The sequence below is a fragment of the Bacillus sp. LH1 genome (assembly GCF_057924895.1).
Window position 1 is genome coordinate 1,571,243 of record NZ_CM175007.1, and the last position, 17,629, is coordinate 1,588,871.

The 17,629-nt window shown below is 33.0% G+C and carries 20 protein-coding genes, 2 other RNA genes and 1 riboswitch; of the genes, 20 read left to right on the forward strand and 2 right to left on the reverse strand.

Translation table 11 applies throughout. The features are described 5' to 3' along the window. Positions 1–3 precede the first annotated feature (3 nt). On the reverse strand, positions 4–258 hold the full coding sequence (locus ACX9TM_RS08295; RefSeq protein ID WP_000369740.1) for a DUF3931 domain-containing protein: 255 nt from the start codon (positions 256–258) through the stop codon (positions 4–6). Between the two features lie 72 nt (positions 259–330). Between ACX9TM_RS08295 and ACX9TM_RS08300 the strand changes: the two genes are divergently transcribed. The 5 genes from ACX9TM_RS08300 (at position 331) to ssrS (ACX9TM_RS08320) (ending at position 2,431) form a co-directional block, all read left to right on the forward strand. Continuing rightward, a complete protein-coding gene (locus tag ACX9TM_RS08300) occupies positions 331–798 on the forward strand; it encodes a GNAT family N-acetyltransferase (protein ID WP_000117689.1) in 468 nt (155 codons plus the stop codon). Positions 799–818: 20 nt separating this feature from the next. Next, positions 819–1,091, forward strand: coding sequence for a YpbS family protein (locus tag ACX9TM_RS08305; RefSeq protein WP_000451818.1), 273 nt, complete (start codon positions 819–821; stop codon positions 1,089–1,091). 2 nt (positions 1,092–1,093) lie between these two features. Then, positions 1,094–1,927, forward strand: coding sequence for a sulfurtransferase (locus ACX9TM_RS08310; RefSeq protein ID WP_000637556.1), 834 nt, complete (start codon positions 1,094–1,096; stop codon positions 1,925–1,927). Positions 1,928–2,043: 116 nt separating this feature from the next. After that, positions 2,044–2,227: non-coding RNA, 6S RNA (gene ssrS / locus ACX9TM_RS08315), on the forward strand. Between the two features lie 20 nt (positions 2,228–2,247). Then, positions 2,248–2,431: non-coding RNA, 6S RNA (ssrS, locus tag ACX9TM_RS08320), on the forward strand. A 54-nt stretch (positions 2,432–2,485) separates the two neighbouring features. Here the strand turns inward: ssrS (ACX9TM_RS08320) and ACX9TM_RS08325 are convergent. Further along, positions 2,486–2,935: a hypothetical protein gene (locus ACX9TM_RS08325; RefSeq protein ID WP_001235523.1), complete on the reverse strand. Its 450-nt coding sequence runs from the start codon at positions 2,933–2,935 to the stop codon at positions 2,486–2,488. A gap of 83 nt (positions 2,936–3,018) precedes the next feature. On the opposite strand from ACX9TM_RS08325, the gene ACX9TM_RS08330 reads away from it, so the two are divergent. From ACX9TM_RS08330 to ACX9TM_RS08400, 15 genes are all read left to right on the forward strand, one after another. Next, on the forward strand, positions 3,019–3,330 hold the full coding sequence (locus ACX9TM_RS08330; RefSeq protein WP_000169030.1) for a hypothetical protein: 312 nt from the start codon (positions 3,019–3,021) through the stop codon (positions 3,328–3,330). A gap of 3 nt (positions 3,331–3,333) precedes the next feature. Continuing rightward, complete coding sequence (locus ACX9TM_RS08335; protein ID WP_000084933.1) at positions 3,334–4,572, forward strand: glutathionylspermidine synthase family protein; 1,239 nt, start codon at positions 3,334–3,336, stop codon at positions 4,570–4,572. Further along, positions 4,565–4,951, forward strand: a complete 387-nt coding sequence (locus tag ACX9TM_RS08340; protein ID WP_000606868.1) for a DUF350 domain-containing protein — start codon at positions 4,565–4,567, stop codon at positions 4,949–4,951. The genes ACX9TM_RS08335 and ACX9TM_RS08340 overlap by 8 nt, the downstream gene beginning before the upstream one ends. 204 nt (positions 4,952–5,155) lie before the next feature. After that, positions 5,156–5,321: riboswitch (M-box (ykoK) riboswitch) on the forward strand. 335 nt (positions 5,322–5,656) lie between these two features. Continuing rightward, the gene (locus ACX9TM_RS08345) at positions 5,657–6,382 is read left to right on the forward strand and encodes a P-type ATPase actuator domain-containing protein (RefSeq protein WP_065212117.1); all 726 of its coding nucleotides are present in this window, start codon (positions 5,657–5,659) and stop codon (positions 6,380–6,382) included. 132 nt (positions 6,383–6,514) lie between these two features. Further along, positions 6,515–7,381 carry a 5'-3' exonuclease gene (locus ACX9TM_RS08350; protein ID WP_000757069.1) on the forward strand — a complete coding sequence of 289 codons (867 nt, stop codon included), beginning with the start codon at positions 6,515–6,517 and terminating at the stop codon, positions 7,379–7,381. A 355-nt stretch (positions 7,382–7,736) separates the two neighbouring features. Then, a complete protein-coding gene (locus ACX9TM_RS08355) occupies positions 7,737–7,877 on the forward strand; it encodes an FbpB family small basic protein (protein WP_001228048.1) in 141 nt (46 codons plus the stop codon). Between the two features lie 329 nt (positions 7,878–8,206). Beyond that, complete coding sequence (locus ACX9TM_RS08360) at positions 8,207–9,400, forward strand: acyltransferase family protein (RefSeq protein ID WP_049108366.1); 1,194 nt, start codon at positions 8,207–8,209, stop codon at positions 9,398–9,400. Then, on the forward strand, positions 9,401–10,144 hold the full coding sequence (locus ACX9TM_RS08365) for a YveK family protein (RefSeq protein WP_065382081.1): 744 nt from the start codon (positions 9,401–9,403) through the stop codon (positions 10,142–10,144). Continuing rightward, positions 10,131–10,751 (forward strand): CpsD/CapB family tyrosine-protein kinase, encoded by a 621-nt coding sequence (locus ACX9TM_RS08370; RefSeq protein ID WP_049108365.1) that lies wholly within the window; start codon positions 10,131–10,133, stop codon positions 10,749–10,751. The genes ACX9TM_RS08365 and ACX9TM_RS08370 overlap by 14 nt, the downstream gene beginning before the upstream one ends. A gap of 18 nt (positions 10,752–10,769) precedes the next feature. Continuing rightward, a complete protein-coding gene (locus tag ACX9TM_RS08375; protein ID WP_000617645.1) occupies positions 10,770–11,408 on the forward strand; it encodes a sugar transferase in 639 nt (212 codons plus the stop codon). A gap of 56 nt (positions 11,409–11,464) precedes the next feature. After that, a complete protein-coding gene (locus tag ACX9TM_RS08380; RefSeq protein ID WP_049108364.1) occupies positions 11,465–12,901 on the forward strand; it encodes an oligosaccharide flippase family protein in 1,437 nt (478 codons plus the stop codon). A gap of 3 nt (positions 12,902–12,904) precedes the next feature. After that, positions 12,905–14,119 carry an O-antigen ligase family protein gene (locus tag ACX9TM_RS08385; protein WP_065212116.1) on the forward strand — a complete coding sequence of 405 codons (1,215 nt, stop codon included), beginning with the start codon at positions 12,905–12,907 and terminating at the stop codon, positions 14,117–14,119. Then, positions 14,094–14,894, forward strand: coding sequence for a glycosyltransferase family 2 protein (locus ACX9TM_RS08390; protein WP_030024743.1), 801 nt, complete (start codon positions 14,094–14,096; stop codon positions 14,892–14,894). Before ACX9TM_RS08385 ends, ACX9TM_RS08390 begins: the two co-directional genes overlap by 26 nt. Next, positions 14,891–15,943: a glycosyltransferase family 4 protein gene (locus ACX9TM_RS08395; RefSeq protein ID WP_065212115.1), complete on the forward strand. Its 1,053-nt coding sequence runs from the start codon at positions 14,891–14,893 to the stop codon at positions 15,941–15,943. Before ACX9TM_RS08390 ends, ACX9TM_RS08395 begins: the two co-directional genes overlap by 4 nt. Positions 15,944–16,035: 92 nt before the next feature. Continuing rightward, positions 16,036–17,583 (forward strand): glycoside hydrolase family protein, encoded by a 1,548-nt coding sequence (locus ACX9TM_RS08400; protein WP_065212114.1) that lies wholly within the window; start codon positions 16,036–16,038, stop codon positions 17,581–17,583. Positions 17,584–17,629 lie beyond the last annotated feature (46 nt).

The following is a 17,629-nucleotide window of genomic DNA, read 5'->3' on the forward strand; positions in this document are numbered from 1 at the left end:
TCGTTATGAGAAAAAGATTCGTTCAATTTTCTTTTGCAGTACAGTATCTAAAGATTTTACAAATCCAGCAAATTCATCGGTAGAAATCATATGAGTAAGAACGAGTCGTCTGCCATCTGGTGTTTCACCGCATAAGACGAATGAAGAAAATTCATATGTTTTGTTTTCAACTACTAATTTTGGATAGGAATACGTGTCGCTTTTCTTCTTCTTTCCATCAATAGAGATGACGTTGCATTTTTTCTCATTGTTGTCCATGGTGAATCCCTCCTTTCTATTACTTATGGTAGACAAGGAGGGTTTAGAACAATAGAGAAGGGGGAATTTTTTATGTCTGTTGTAATAGAACGTATTCCAAAAGAGGCTATACCGAAGTCTTTATTGCTACTTGCTGATCCAAGTGAACGGCAAATAGCTACATATGTACAAAGAGGATTAACATACGTAGCTAAGCAGGGGGGGAGCGTTATCGGTGTATATGTTCTTTTGGAAACAAGGCCAAAGACGATGGAAATCATGAATATTGCGGTTGCAGAGCATTTACAAGGAAAAGGGATTGGGAAGAAGCTATTAAGGCATGCTGTAGAAACTGCTAAAGGATATGGTATGTCAAAACTTGAAGTTGGTACAGGCAATTCTAGTGTTTCACAACTTGCTTTATATCAAAAATGTGGATTTCGTATTTTTTCTATTGATTTTGATTACTTTTCGAAGCATTATGAAGAAGAGATTATTGAAAATGGGATTGTATGTCGTGATATGATCCGGCTTGCAATGGAATTGAATAAAAACGTATAACTATTTAGGGGGAAGAGAAGATGGAAGTACATAAAGCAATTACAGCACATTCTCGTAAACAAAATGAAAGTGTAAAAGCATGTTTACAATTAGATGCACAGCGTGAAGCGGCTATTGAAGCTGCCGTATCTCTTGCGTCAAATGGGAAAGAATTTTCGGTTGATGTCATTAATGTTGTAACGAAGCAAATTAATGATCTTGCAAAAAATGGTGTTACCTTGCAGCGTAAATATGTTACAGAAGAAATGGTTATGGAGTATGTAAGTCGTTTGAAAGAGAAAGAAGGTCGTTAAAGATGATAGTTACAGTCGAATGGTTACGTGAGCATATAGAAGATGAGAATGTCCGTATAATCGATTGTCGTTTTGATTTAGCGAATCCTAATTGGGGTAGAGAAAAGTATGAAGAAGGACATATTCCTCATGCGTTATATTTTGATTTGAATTTAGATTTATCAAGTCCTATAGCAGAACATGGTGGCCGCCATCCTTTACCAAATATTGAGGAGTTTGCAGACAAGCTTTCGGAGGCTGGTATTGATGAGCATACGACAGTAATTGCGTATGACAGTCAAGCCGGTGCAAATGCTGCTCGTTTATGGTGGTTATGTAACTATGTAGGACATGAGAAAGTATATATATTAGATGGTGGTTTCCCCGCTTGGAAAGAGAATGGACTACCGACAACAGCGGAAATTCCTGTTGCTATACGAAAAACATTCAAAGCTAATATACAAGATCATATGCTTGTAACGATGGAAACGGTCAGAGAGAATATCCGTGCAGGTGCGGATGTTACATTAATTGATTCAAGAGAGCCGAAACGTTATGCTGGTGTAGAGGAACTTGTCGATCATAAAGCAGGACATATTCCAACAGCGGTAAACCATTTCTGGAAGGATGGAATGTTGCAATCAGGACAATTTAAGAATGAAGCTGGGCAACAAGAACGATTCCAAAATCTGTCGAAAGATAAGGAAACAATTGTATATTGTGGTTCTGGTGTTACGGCATGTCCAAATATCGTTGCATTAAAATTGGCTGGATTCCAAAATGTAAAATTGTATGCAGGTAGCTGGAGTGATTGGATTTCTTATCCAGAAAATCAAATTGCAAAAGAAGAAGATTAATCACTTGCATGCAAAAATAATTTGTATTAAAATAAGGTCACAAGCAAGAGATTGCTCGAAAAACTTTGTATTTTACACATTAGAAACAATGTGATAATATAACGACAAGTAAATAATGCATCCTGCGGTGTGCGTAACTTATTTATGTCTAAAACCGATGTTAGTTATACGGAAGCTCAATATTTAGCGACCATCATCAAGCCTTCCTTGTGGAGGAAGATGTACGGTAACTGTGAGGGCATCCACCTGCGAGTAGCGGGTTTTTGGACATTTACGAGGAGCGGCACGTGCGGGGGTCTTATTTCAACTAACCTTATATAAAATTCCTACGGTGTACGTAGCTTATGCATGTCTTAAACCAATAAGTTTAATATGGAAGTTCAATATTTAAATGTAGCTAACATGCCATCTTTTTAAGAAGGAAGTTACAAACATTTGTGAGAGCATCCACCTGTGAGAGCAGGTTTATGGACATCTAGAGAGAACGGCATATGTGGGGCTATATAAAAACCTTACGTTTTATACGTAAGGTTTTTTTGTTGCATAGATATATCAATATTATCTTGATTCACCTGTGAAGTTTCCGTAATAAATGTAGCACTTTCTGTCTTCATCAATCTCTCTTGAATCTAAGGAGAACTCCATAGACATGCCGTCTCGCTGAATATATATAATATCTGAATGAAGAGATGGTAAAATTTCTTCATAGTTCCATACATCTTGACTATCTACTATGTTTGAACTCGTTTCACTTAGTTCTCTAATTTCAAAACCGATGTAGGAGTATGTAGGGTCTGAAGGGTCATTTGCGAAAACTTCTTTTTGAATATAAATAACTGCTGTTCCGTCTGGATCAACCGAAGTTGCAGTAACAACATAAGTATTTTTCTCTTTAATAAAATATTCACAAGTCATGCGTGCGATAATTTCAGAATTAGAAATATTGGCGTAGTTCCATAAAGCAGGATACCCTTTCGTTTCATCATTAAGTCGATATTCTAAGCGCATTTAATCCCTCTTCTTCCTTTTTCTTCTACTTTATCATGCCATCCTATATAATAGGAATAGAATTTAAAAAGGGGAGTGCGAAGGTGACAAAAACGAAATGGCTAGTAGGTGGTGTCGTAACGTCTTTAATGACTGGCACTTTATTTGGTTGCGCACAAGATCTTCCCCCAAAACCAAATGATAATAGTTGTTCTGATTGGGATTGGGATGATGAACTTGGGGTATGGCAGTGTGATGATAGTAGTTCAGGTTATCGTGGGCATTATTTCTATGGTGGGCGATACTATCAAAATAAATCCACTTTTAAAAATTCATCGGCGTTTAAATCGTATCAATCGTCTGCTGAATTTAAAGGTGGAATTGGAAGCGGTTCAAAGGGAGGATTTGGGGGCTAAAATATGTCGCAATACATAAGGGATCGAAAAGAATTTTATTTGAAATATCCGGATTTTTGGTCGGATTTATATGAATGTGAGTATAGTTTGTTTCATGTTTTTTCTATAACAAATCAGACTTTGGACCAATTACACTTAGCGACTGAACGAATGGGGAAAATATTTTTTAAGACTGCTAGACTGCTGCGTAATTTAAGTGACGAACAGCTTCTAGATCTTGGCTTTCCATCCGCGAGTTTATCTTTCATTAGAATGAAAGGGCTCTATCCTGAATCTGTAATTTCGCGATTTGATTTTGCTGTAACAGAGGATAACAAAATCAAAATGCTTGAGTTTAATAGTGATACACCAACTTTTATTGTGGAATGTTTTCAAATGAATGGGAAAGTATGTGGAAATCTAGGCTATGATGATCCAAACTCGGATCAAGAACGATTGCTATCTTCTGGTGTAACGAAAGCAGTAATGGAAGCGACAAAGGGATTAGATAATCCAAATGTTGTTTTTACAGCACATCATGAACATATCGAGGATTGGAATACCACTATGTATTTAAGTCAGCTATGCCATGTTGAAAATAAAGTAGTGCCAATGTCAGAACTTAGAATTACAAAGGATGCTCTAGTCGATAAAGATGGGGCGAAGATTGATGTTTTATATCGCCAAACATATCCGATAGAAGATTTAATTGAGGATCAAGATCCTGAAACAGGAGATTTGGTAGGTGTGGAACTGTTACAACTTGTAAAAGCCGGAAAGCTTTTTATAATAAATCCTTTGTCAGCATTTTTACTTCAGCCAAAATCAATTCAGTGTCTTATTTGGGGGTTAGCAGAAGAAGAGGCCTTTTATACAAATGAGGAACAACAGTGGATTAAAGAATATATGTTACCTACATATTTAGAACCAGATTTATTTTTAGGAAAAGGTTCTTTCGTTCAAAAACCTTCATTTGGGAGAGAAGGAGATACAATTACGATTCGCGATAAAGACGAAAATATTATGCTTCAAAATGCACACCAAACATATAAAGCGTCACTGCCGATATTTCAAAAGTATATCGAACTGCCAGTCGTATCCTTGGAAACAGAAAAAGGGATCGAGAAACTGTCATATGTGTTTGGTTCGTTTTTAATTGCTGGAAAAGCGAGTAGTATCGGTATTCGTGCGGGAGAAAAGATTACAGGAAATGAATCGTACTATTTACCGGTAGGTATAAAAAGGAGGGGAAAAAATGATTAATTTTTTATTATATTTAGTAGTAACACTCGGCCTTTTATGTATAGGTCTGTTCTTGATGGAAGTGACAACGAAAGTAAAGGAATTTAAGTTAATGGCTCAAGGAAATAAGGCGGTAAGCTATGTGCTTGGAGGACGATTACTTGGGTTAGCTGTTGTTTTATATTCGACAGCAGCTAATTCAATTTCACTTCTTGATATGATTTCGTGGGGAGCAGTTGGGATTTTGGCTCAAATTATCGTCTTTTATTTAGCTGAGTGGCTTACACCACGCTTTAATATAAACAAAAGTCTCGAAGAAGATAATCAAGCAGTCGGTCTTTTTCTTATGTTTTTATCAATTTCAATTGGGATTGTAATTGCTGGTTGTATAACTTATTAAAAACTTTACGTTTAAACGTAAAGTTTTTTATTTTATTCCGTAAAAGCCCGATTGGTGAGGGCTAATAATCAGTGGGGGATGAACAAAACCCCCACTGATTAAAGTTACACTTTATATACGTTAGTTTGCCATACCTTTTGAAAAAATTGTAGGCTACGGTTGACATCTATTTTAAATAAGAGTAACATTTTCAATGTAATGAAAATAAGTCTCTGTTAGGTGAGGCTCCTGTATAGAGAAATGCTACTGCCCAAAAATGTCGAGAGACGCCAATGGGTCAACAGGAATGATCGAATTAAGGTTTTTCTTAACGTAGCTGGTAATGTACCTATGCTATACAGTGCTAAAACTCGGTGAGGGAGAGGTCCGTAGATTTCTAATTATATTAGAAATCGTTTATTTGTGTATGTAATGGCCGCTACTCTCTTAAGGGTAGGGGTCTTTTTTGTTACCAAGCTATGAGTAATTTCATAGTATAAACTATAAAATTAAACGAGGAGGTGAGGAGCATGTCAAATTCTGACTCGGTTCCGTTACCCATATACTTCAAATCAAAAATATATGATGTAGGCAGGAAACGATTTGTTCCTCCCTCTATATTTATCACAATGTAGCGTTTATAAAACGCGAGAAACTTTCACAGTAAAGTGGATAAATTGAGAAACAAAGCGTTTCTTCCTATGTTGTAAAGGAGGAGACGATAATATGTTATATGCAAACAAAACTGTGGGTAACACGTCATATAAACTAAGTAAAAAATCAATAAAAGAACAAACAATGCTCCAAAAAAATAAAGATTTATTAATTGAAATTGCAACAAGAGATGTCAAATCTGTATTTGCATATTTTAAAACAACAAGAGACGGACTATCAATGAAAGAGGCACAAAAACGTATTCAAGTATATGGCCGAAATGAACTAACTTCAAAAAGAGCACTTCTCGCAGAAGTCATGATGAAGCTTGGTGGCATGATTCCAGGTTTTTCAAAACAACGTGTGTGTGATGAATTACAACGTGAAACGATTACTGTATCTAGAGTAGAATGTTCTAGTAGTACAGGGCTAAATAGTGAACTGAAAATGATGGAGATACCAGTGCAAGAACTTGTACCTGGAGATATGATTTTTCTTTCGGCTGGAGATGCTGTGCCAGCTGATGTACGTATTATTTATGCAGATGATTTATTAGTGAATGAGTCTGTGTTAACGGGAAACGAAGCGAGTATAGAGAAGTTTGAAAGCTGCTATCACCTTGAACGTAAACGATTTATTCCATTAAAACGGATGAAAGATTATAATCCACTTGAGCTTGAAAATGTATGTTTTAAAGGTTCACATATCGTTAGTGGAAGTGCAAAGGCTGTCGTTGTTTCTACTGGAAAAAATACGTATTCAGGCATATTGCATACTTGTTGTAGTAGAACGTCTTAATGTGTTAATGGTGCTAAATATACAAAAACAATGTATAATAGACAAAGTTGAGCAAAAACGTAGAATGGTAATCTATTTATATAACCTTACGTGATAACGTGAGGTTATTATTTTTTTAATAGGAGAGGAATTATGAAAAAAGTATTATTAGTTGATGGTATGGCACTATTATTTCGTGCTTTTTACGCAACAAGTGTCTACGGACAATTTATGAAACGACAAGATGGAACCCCTACGAATGGGATTCATGGTTATATGAAACACTTGTTAACAGCTACGCAAGCGATTGAACCAACACATATCGTTACATGCTGGGATATGGGAAGTACGACATTTAGAACAGAATCGTTCTCGAATTATAAAGCAAATCGTGCAGCGCCACCAGAAGAATTAATTCCTCAATTTGATTTAGTGCAAGAAATGACTGCGAAATTATCCATTCCAGTTATCGGTATGAAAGGCTACGAAGCGGACGATTGTATCGGTACGCTTGCAAAACAATACTGCAATGAAGCTGAAGTTTATATTTTAACTGGTGATACAGATTTACTTCAACTTGTTGATAAGAACGTTACGGTTATGCTTCTGCGTAAAGGAATTGGAAATTACGAATATTACACACCGGAGAAAATCATGGAAGAAAAAGGTGTAGAGCCGTGGCAAATCGTCCATGCAAAAGCTTTCATGGGAGATACAAGTGATAATTATCCAGGTGTAAAAGGTATCGGTGAAAAAACAGCGTATAAGCTTATTCAAGAGCACGGAACAGTATCAGCTGTACTAGAAAATGTAGAATCATTAACAAAAGCGCAGCGTACGAAGATTGAAAGTGATTTAGAGAACTTAAATATTTCGTTGCAATTAGCACAAATTCACTGTGAAGTTCCAATTTCATGTTTACTAGAAGAGGGATTACACACAATGGATGAAGAAAAACTTAGATTTGTTTGTGAAGAAATGAATTGGGGAAGACCTGAAATATTAATAAATATGCTATAAATAGTTTGGAAAGAGGGATGTTGCATAAGTCGAAATTTGACTTGGTGACACCTTCTTTTTGTTTTTGTAAACAGTATGATAGTAAATAAAATTATGTCGAACTCAATTTTAAATATATAAATGTTTCGACAAGATATAATGATAAAAGTTGATGGGAATAGTAATTTTTATAATGAAGTGAATTAATTTCAACATAGTTTTAGAGAGTCTTTTTTTCGTGTTCACAAAGTTGTCAGAAAATAAACGGAATTTTCATATGAAGTTCAAATAGAATTCACAACAATCAATTATTATAAGGACACACAGATAATTCTTTATCTTTTATATAAACCATCCCCCAAGGAGGACAATGAAAATGAGAAAAAAAGTGAGAAAATCTTTTAAACAATTATTAATTGAAAATAAACAATCACTATTAAATAATAAAGAAAATATGAAAGAAATTGAAGAGAGAATTGAGAAACGACATGTAGCATATAGTGGTGCCAGTAATTAAATAAAATAAAAAAAGATAGCCTATGTAGGCTATCTTTTTTATTTTATATTGAAAAAACGCTATTCATCTCTTTAATTTTGTAAATATGCAAGAAATTTTTATAGTGTTTTTCTATCAATATTACTCATTTTTCGAGGTTGAAATTGGTATATACCAATTTTTGAGATTCGCTATTCATAATATTACAAAAAATGTTACAATACACTCAAATTTATACTATAAAATCATTTTAATATGAAAAATTGGAATGAAAAGAAAGGAGAGGAATATGAATAAAGATGTCGCTTTGAAATGATTATTATCATTTCATTAGGAGTTGATGTAAAAAGATGAAGAGATACGAGGAATTGGATTCTATAAGAGGGATTTCTTCATTAATAGTAATGATCGGTCATCATTTAATGATTTTTTCAGCATTTCAAAATTACAGCTATGAAGATAATAAACCATTTGTTGTGTATCTATTAAAAGAAACGCCTGCTCGTCTTATTTTTAGTAGTGGTAACGAATCTGTTATTATCTTTTTTGTTTTGAGCGGATTTGTTTTGTATGAATCTATTCAAAAAACCTATAGTAGCTATGGGTCATACCTTTTAAAACGTATATGCAGAATATATATTCCCTATATTGTGGCAATAATTATAGCTATTATATGCCAGGCTACAATTAGTGAATATGGTATTTCTTATTTAAGTGAATGGTTTAATCGCTCATGGACGATTGAAAGTTCTCCAAGCTTAATAGCGCAACATATTTTATTGGTTGGGAAATATAATACAGATGCATATAACGGTGTGATTTGGTCACTTGTCCATGAAATGCGAATATCAATAATTTTTCCGTTAATTTTGATGATTTGTTTACGAAAAACGTTAAGGTGTTCATTACTATTATTGTTTAGTTTTAGTATATGTTCTGTCGTAATATTATTTTTGTTTCGCTCGGGCTTAACATTAACAAGCTATGCATTAACGTTGCATTATACGGTGCTGTTTTTATTGGGGGCACTAGTTGCGAAGTATAAAAATAATTTAATAGTTTTTTATAGTAATTGTACTAAAAACACGAAAATTGCATGGTTTTTATTTGCGATTTTACTTTTTATGTATGAAGGACTTATTGGAGAAATTAAAGTACTCAATAATTTTATATTTCGAGACTACGTAGTGGCGATAAGTGCAAGTCTATTTGTCATATTAAGTTTGTCAATATCAACTTTGTCATCCTTGCTACGCAATAAATACTTGTTATATTTGGGGAAGATTTCTTACAGTCTTTATTTATACCATATTATATCGTTGTTTTCCCTTATATACATGTTCCATGAAATATTACCGTTGCCTATTATTTTAATTTTTTCACTTATATTTTCGTTTATACTTGCAATACTTTCGTATATATATGTAGAAAAATTTGCATTCAGAGTCGGAAAGTATGTAACAAAACAAGTGGATAGAAAGAAGAGAGGGGTATCTGTAAAGAGTGACTTGCAGGATGTTATTCAGAAAAGGGCGGTGAAATAATTGAAGCAAGAAATGAGTATAAAAGATTTTCAACAATTATTGAAAAGAAGATTCGTAACGATTATTTTAACGATGTGTTGTTTAACCGCTTCTTTAGTTCTTATCTCTATGTATGTTTTAAAGCCGTCATATCAATATTCAATGCAAATTCTTGTTGGGAATTTAGATGAGTTTAATAAGGAAAATTCAACAAATAAAACACAAGAAAATAAGCAGCTAGTAACATCGTATGTTGATATTTTAAAAAGCCCATTAATTATTTCAACAGTCAAAAAAACTTTGGGATTAGAGCAATCAAGTTATGAATTAGCACAAAAAATTTCGGTGGTGAATATGGACAACTCACAAATTGTAACTGTTACAGTAAAAGATTCCAATCCGAAAGTCGTGAAAGACATTGTAAAGACATTGGCAGAGCAATCACAACAAAGTTTTCAACAGTACACAAATGTACAAGGTGTGAAAGTGTTGACGGATCCTGAGTTACAGGAACAGGCTGAAAAATTGTTTCCAAAATTTCAACTGATCATTCCTATTTCCTTAATTGTTAGTTTTTTTGTTGGGATAGGTTTAGCTGTATTTCGAGATTATTTTGATGAACGTATATACACGGAACAAGATTTAGAGAAAATAACAACAGTCTCTGTTATTGGTCACATAAATATGAAATCGAATAGAAAAAAGAAACCTACAGAGGTTGATAAACAATCATCTATATATCGAGGTGAACATGTCGATGTTTAGGACAAAGAAACAGCTGCCATTCGATTTGCATGATGATCTGATGAAAGAGCAGTTTTATACGGTGTATCACGAGCTGAGAAAATCTGGAAAACAACTATTCACGGTTAGTTCAACGAAGGACAGAGGGGTTGTTGCCTCACTTATAGTAAATATGGGTCTAGTGTTTGCAGAAATGAAGAAAAAGGTGTTACTTATTGATGTGAATTTTTCTGACCCTAAATTACATGTATTATTACAAAGTGATCACATGATAACCGTAAACGATATAATAAGCTCTTTCCCCTGCAATTATGAATCTTTTTCTAGTAATTTGTCTAAATACTTATATTGTATTCCTGCAAAAAAAACAGTACACACAGGGACGCCCTTAGTTGCTATGGATGAATTTGATAATGCGATTGCTAAGTGGAAAGAAGATTTTGATTACATTTTCTTTTATTCTTCTGAAGTATTTGATCTTCCTGCTACGCACATTATTGCAGAGAAATGCGATGGAATGGTCTTAGCAGTTAAAAAGCGAAAAGATTCACTACGTACAGTGCAAAAAGTAATAGCGGATATAAATAGGAAAGAATGTGAATTAATAGGTATAATTTTATATTCTTGAATGTGGGGGTAACGATCCATGATTCGTGAAACAAATCAAGCCAAGTTGTATACGATTCCGGCTCAAGAAAAGCCTAGCATATTGAATCGAAGTGTAAAACGCTTGTTTGATATTATATTTTCAATCATATTGTTACTATTAACGATACCAATTATGTTGTTCTTTTGTATTATGATTACTTTAGAAACATCAGGGGCTCCAATTTACTTTCAAGAACGTTTAGGTATAAACGGGAAGAAGTTTAATGTATTTAAATTAAGATCAATGGTAAAGGATGCTGAAATAAATGGCCCACAATGGGCAAAAGAACATGATTCAAGAATTACAAAAGTTGGATTGTTTATAAGAAAAACGAGAATTGATGAATTACCACAACTTTTAAATATTTTAAGAGGAGATATGTCTTTTGTAGGCCCTAGACCAGAGAGAGAGTTTTTTTATAATGAGTTTGATACGTTTATTCCAGAATTTAAGGATCGTTTAATGGTAAAACCAGGATTAACAGGATGGGCACAAATAAATGGAGGATATAATCTTGATCCAAAGGAAAAGTTGAGGCTGGACATGGAGTATATTGAAATGAAAACATTTCGGCTGGACATCCGTATTTTATGTAAAACCGTTTTAATTGTATTGAACGGTAATGGTGCAAGATAAATATATATGTAAACAAACAACATATGTAAGTAGGTTACTTGCAAAGGAGAACTTGTATGGGTAGATCTATTCTAAACAATATTATCCATCTATTTTATAGTACGATTTTAGCTAACCTTCTTCAGGCCGTCAGTTTAATTGTTTTAGCAAACTTTTTTAACGCACAACATTATGGGATGTTTAGTGTTGCCATAGCAGTGACGTTTGTTATGTTATTTTTTACAGACTTAGGACTTAGTAATACGTTTCTTCGAGAAGGGGCAAAGGATGGAGCAGATTTAGAGAAGATTTTATCATCGTATATAAAAATAAGGATGATTCTACTTATTCTTATTTCTATAATCGGTTATATTGTTATTCATTATATGTATGCGGATAAAAATTTAATTTATATGATGATAAACGTAATGTTTTTCATGTTAATAGGATTAACTTGGCAAAACATAGGAATTGCCTATTTTCAACTGACGGAACGTATGAAGTATATAGCGCTCATAAAAGTTGTATCAGCATCAGTTGTCATTATAATTACATGTTTTTGTATTTTCGGAGAGTTACCGGTGTATGTAACGGCTCGCTTATATGCTTTTGGGTATATGATTGGTGGTTTATTCAGTATATATACCATGAGAAGAAAGACGAAAATGAATATGAAAGTCGTAATTCATAAAGCGTTATTTTGGCAAGTAACTCCCTTTATTATTAGCGGTTTTTTAATAATGAGTACGCCACAATTAGCGCCTATCTTGCTTAACTATACATTACCATTAAGTATGGTAGGTGTTTTTGCAGTGGCGTACCGGATGCCGGCAGCTTTATATCAAGTACCAGGGGTAATTGCAGGTGCATTTTTTCCAGTGCTCTTTAAGCATTATAACCAGAATAATATAGAAGAGCATACGAAATTAAATTTACTTCAAATTAAATCAATGGCGATTGTAGGAATATGTATGACAATCGGTTTATATCATTTAGCACCATACTTTATTTCTATATTTTTTCATGAAGAATGGAGCAATGCAGTAGAACCACTCCAAATATTATCATTTCTTATTGTGCTACAAAGTTTAAATATTGCCATTGCTGACGGTTTAACGACGAGTGGATGTCAAAATAAGAGGACTGTTGTGCAGTGTGTAGCATTGGTGATAGGTGGGGTTATGCTTTATAGCTTTAGTAGTATTGGTGGAGTGATAGGAGCGGCATATGCTATGGTTTTATTTGAAATCGTCGCTTTAGTGGGATACATAGCGGTAAGTGTAGTGAAGAAAAAAATTGTATTCCAAATTGTAATACCGTATACAATTTATTTTGGTGTAACCTTTATTGGAGTGCAATATATATTGCATACATATCATTTAATTGCGCTTGTTCTTAATATACTAATCGTAGTAGCTGCCATATTCCTATATGATTATGAGCTGAAAAAACTTCTTCTTTCTTTTATAAGAAAAATACGCAAAAAGGATTATATTACGAAACAGGGGATATAGCCTATGGAAAATAATATGAAAGTATCGATGGGATGGATTATTCTTCTAATATTATTTGTTATGTTAAGTAAATACAATTTATATATTGGATTTTCATTGAAGATATATATGATTTTTTTAGTCATATATTTTTGTTTAACAATTAAAAACTTTCATATTCAAAAGTTATATTTTCATGAAGTTGTATTTTTACTGTTTTATTTCATTTATTGTTTAAGTGGAATTCTTTCTATGTATTTAAATGCTAGTATTCGTATGATTTTTGGCGTGCTACTCGTTTTAGGATGCTATTTTATAATGAGGAATTTATTGGGGAATACTGAAATAGTGGTACTTGAATCATCTATTGCTTATGTAGGAGTAGTATTTAATGTTGTAAGTCTAATACTCTATATAATCGGTTTACAATATTTTAGTTTATACGGTGGAGAAGAGAGAGAAATTTTTGCTGGGTTATTAGTGGATAGAGGATATCCACGGTTAATTGGATTGCTAGATGATCCTAACATTTTTATTTTCTATAATACAATATTTTTTATGTACTATATGACGAATTTACAAAATATCACTAACATCCTAGGGTTAATTTTATGTGTTACGACGAGTCTATTAACCTTTTCAAGGGGGGGTATATTAGCGCTTGTGCTTGTCGTTTTTGTATATATATGTATGTCTAGTTTCGCTAAAAAAATAAAAATAATTATAAGTTTAGTATTGTTTAGTGTAGTTATTTTTAGTTTATCGAACAGTGTAATGGGGGGCCAATTAGATGACATATTAAATAAACGAATTTCTGATTTTTCCCATGATAATGGAAGTGGTAGATTTACATTATGGGAAGCTGCTTTTAAATATTATTTATCTAATCCATATATTGGAATTGGTGCTTTTAACTTTTCGAATTATTATGAGTATCAATTTAATGAAAAATTATATGTACACAATACATTTTTAGAAATTTTGTCTGAATCGGGTACAATTGGTTTTCTTCTATATAGCGCGTTTTTATTCATATTAATGTTCAAGTTAGCGCAGCATACTTTGTTTCGTGAAAAACCATATCTTCTATTGACTATGATTGCATTTTTATTTCAGATGATGTCATTGTCACTCATTATTAACGAAGCGTTCTTTTTATTTTTAGCAGTTGTTGTGAAGTATATTTCAATATATGAAGGAAGGGGAAAGATAGATGGTAAAATGTCTATCAGCACATAACGAGCCGCCTTATGTTTCTGTAATAACACCTTCTTATAATAGTATACGATTTATAGGTGAGACAATTTCATCTGTACAGAATCAATCGTATGAAAACTGGGAAATGATTATCGTTGATGACTGTTCAACCGACCAATCTGCCGCAAAAATTAAAGAGATAATAGAAGGAGACTCACGAATTAGGTTATTATCATTAAAAGAAAATGTCGGTGCTGCTAAAGCTCGGAATTTAGCGATCAAAGAGGCAAGAGGAAGGTACATTGCCTTTTTAGATAGTGATGATATATGGTTGCCACATAAATTGAAGACACAATTGTTATTTATGGAAGAAATGAATATTGCTTTTTCATATGCGTCGTATAGTTTAATTGATGAAAATGGTAATGAATTAAATCGCGAAGTGAGTGTACCAAAATCTGTTGACTATCATTATTTAGTAGGAAATACAATTATCGGGTGTTTAACAGTGATGATAGATCGTGAAAAAATTCCGTATGTCGAAATGCCTAGTATACAGCCGGAAGATACAGCGTTATGGTTGAACTTATTACATGAAGGGTATGAAGCAAAAGGGATACAGCAAGTGTTAGCAAAATATAGAATTGTTACAAATTCTGTTTCTAGAAATAAAATTAGAGCAGCTTTCCGGTATTGGAAATTGTTAAGGGAACAAGAACGATTGAATTCGGTGCAAATTTTTTACTATTTTAGTAAGTATGCTTATCATGCTTATAAAAAAAATAAAATTAATGTAGTTGGGAAGACGCAATTATGAATATACTGTTGATGACAGATAAATTGATAACTGGCGGAGCCGAGAGCTATTTCTGTAAATTGGAAAGTAATTTGCGTTATGATGATTTTAAGATTTATACAGCTGCAGGTGATGGAGAACTATATGAATCTCTTACTAGAAAAGAAAATTTCATATTAATTAGTCGATGGAATCATTTGAGAAATATTTATTATTTACGAAACGAAATTTGTAAACGAAAGATAGAACTTATTCATGCAAATAGTTTGCGAATGGTATTATATGCTTTTCTACTTCAAAAGTTTATTAAAAAAAAGATAAAAATTGTTTATACGAAACATAATGTAACGATATTAGAAAAGAAAATGCCAACTCTTTTTCGTTATTTCATGAATAAATATGTGAATAATATTATTACAGTAAGTGAGTTTGAAAAGAATAATTTAATTTCAATTCATGTAGCAGAAGAAAAAATAAATACAATTTATAACGGCGTCGATATTGAAAAGTTTTTATTCCAGCAGAAAAAGAAAGAATCTACATATAAAATAGGGATATTAGCTAGATTATCCAAAGAGAAAAACCATCAACTATTTGTCAAAATTGCAAATGTGTTGAAAAAGAGAAATGATTTTATGTTTTATATTGCTGGTGATGGACCAGAGAAAGAATCGATTATGAAAGAAATAGAAAAATATGGATTACAACAGAGTGTAAAGATGTTAGGAAATATTTCAGAACCACATGAGTTTATAGGGAATATGGATGCCTTGCTTTTATTATCTTTTCGTGAAGTGTTTCCAATGGTAGTAATTGAAGCGATGGCTACAGGGACACCAATTGTTTCAATAGATGTTGGTGGAATACATGAAGCAGTAATAGATGGAGAATCAGGTGTTTTGATATCTGAATATTGCGAATCGGAATTTGCAAATGCACTTGAAGAACTACAAGGGAATGAAGAAAAGGTAAATGATATTAGATTGAAAGCACGAGAGAAAGCAGTGAGGTATTTCTCGTTAACTAAAATGATAGAAGAAACGAAAAATATATATGAATTAAACAAATGACCGGGTAGGTCGTTTGTTTTTTTTATTATAGAAACTTTTAAGAGAGAACTCACATATTATATGAAAAAGGTAATATGAGGAGTGAATTTATTTTGTCAGAATATATTTCTTCCCAAGAAGATTGTGCACCAAAAGGTAGCGTTCACATTGATTGTTTTGGCGCAGTTCCAAACTCGGGAAATGATAGCTCATTAGCAATTCAGCAAGCTATTGATTATTGTGTAGCGAATCGAATTTCGACGGTTAGAATTACAGGGGTAAATACGTACAAAATTGTAAAGCCGATTGTTATTAAATCAAACGTAAGATTAGAGTTAGATCCTACCGTAACGCTACAAATTGATGGGGATTTTAATGCGTTTGAGCTACAAAGTAACGCTTCGATTGTTGGTGGTACTATTCAAGTTATAAATTCATTGTTTCAATCTGCTGTCATTTATGTTTCTGGTTCACAACAAATCGAAGTACCTAATCAATCTGTTATATCAAATATAAATATAATAAATACAACTCCATCGTATAAAGGAAAAGCTATACATTTTTATTGTCAAAAGGCATGGGATTATATTAGTTTCTTTCAAGTTAAATTTATTCAAATTAAAAACTTTCAAACTGCAATATATTTGAAAACAGAGTATATAGATGATATCAATACACCTTGCTGGATTAACGCCAATGTATTTCAATCAATATTTATTGATGGATGTGTGTATGGGATTGAAGTAGATGGAAATAGTGATTTGCCAAATGAAAGTTCAGGAAATACGTTTCATGATATTCAAGTGCAATGTAGACAACAAACGAAAAAAGCAATTCGTTGCTCAGGTGCGTATAATACATTTGATTGTATGATTTGGGATACGTACCGGATGAGTAGTGAACAGATTGTCATTGAATTTTCTTCTAATTCGCATCGTAACTACCTTTTTTCAAATTTACTTTCTACAACTATTGTAGATAAAGGACAGTACAATGTTTGTAAGTCTACCTATGAAGAATCTCTTCGAATTCAGTTACCGATTACGTTAAATAAACCACATTTAATAGGGAATCAAGATGATATTTTAGTAAATGCTCAGCAGAAGTATACGATTAAGCAAGTAAGTGGGAAAGTGCCTTACGGGGGGAATCTCGCAAATTGCTTTAATTTAATAGATGAACAAAGTGTAAACTATATTGACGTTCCAGATAGTAATCCAGTTGTAATTGAACTGGATTTTATGAAAAAACCAATACAAATGTTAAATTGTTTTGGAATGTATTTTGGGTGGGGAGAGAGCCCAAAGAAAATTAAAATTGAATATGCATTAAGCGCAACTGGAAGTTGGGTTATCGCGTTGGATGTTCCATTAAATGTTGGCGATACAATTATATCGAATATGAAGGCGAGTCAGTTATATAAAGTTAGAATTACATTAAGTGGTTATTCTCAAGATCATAAGCGTTTTCGAATTAATCGTATTTTTGCAAGGTCTTCTATGGAAAACGGGAACGCTTGGTTAGCGACAACTGGTGGAAGAATGTTTGGAGATATTGAAATAGAGGCAAGTAAAGGTATAATCATGAAGACTGCTAGTGGAGTGAAATGGAAAGTTACTATTAATGAAGCTGGCCAACTTATTACGACTAAGATAACTTGAGATGTTGTTTAATTGTATATCCTTGGACGAGTTACAACGTAGTGGG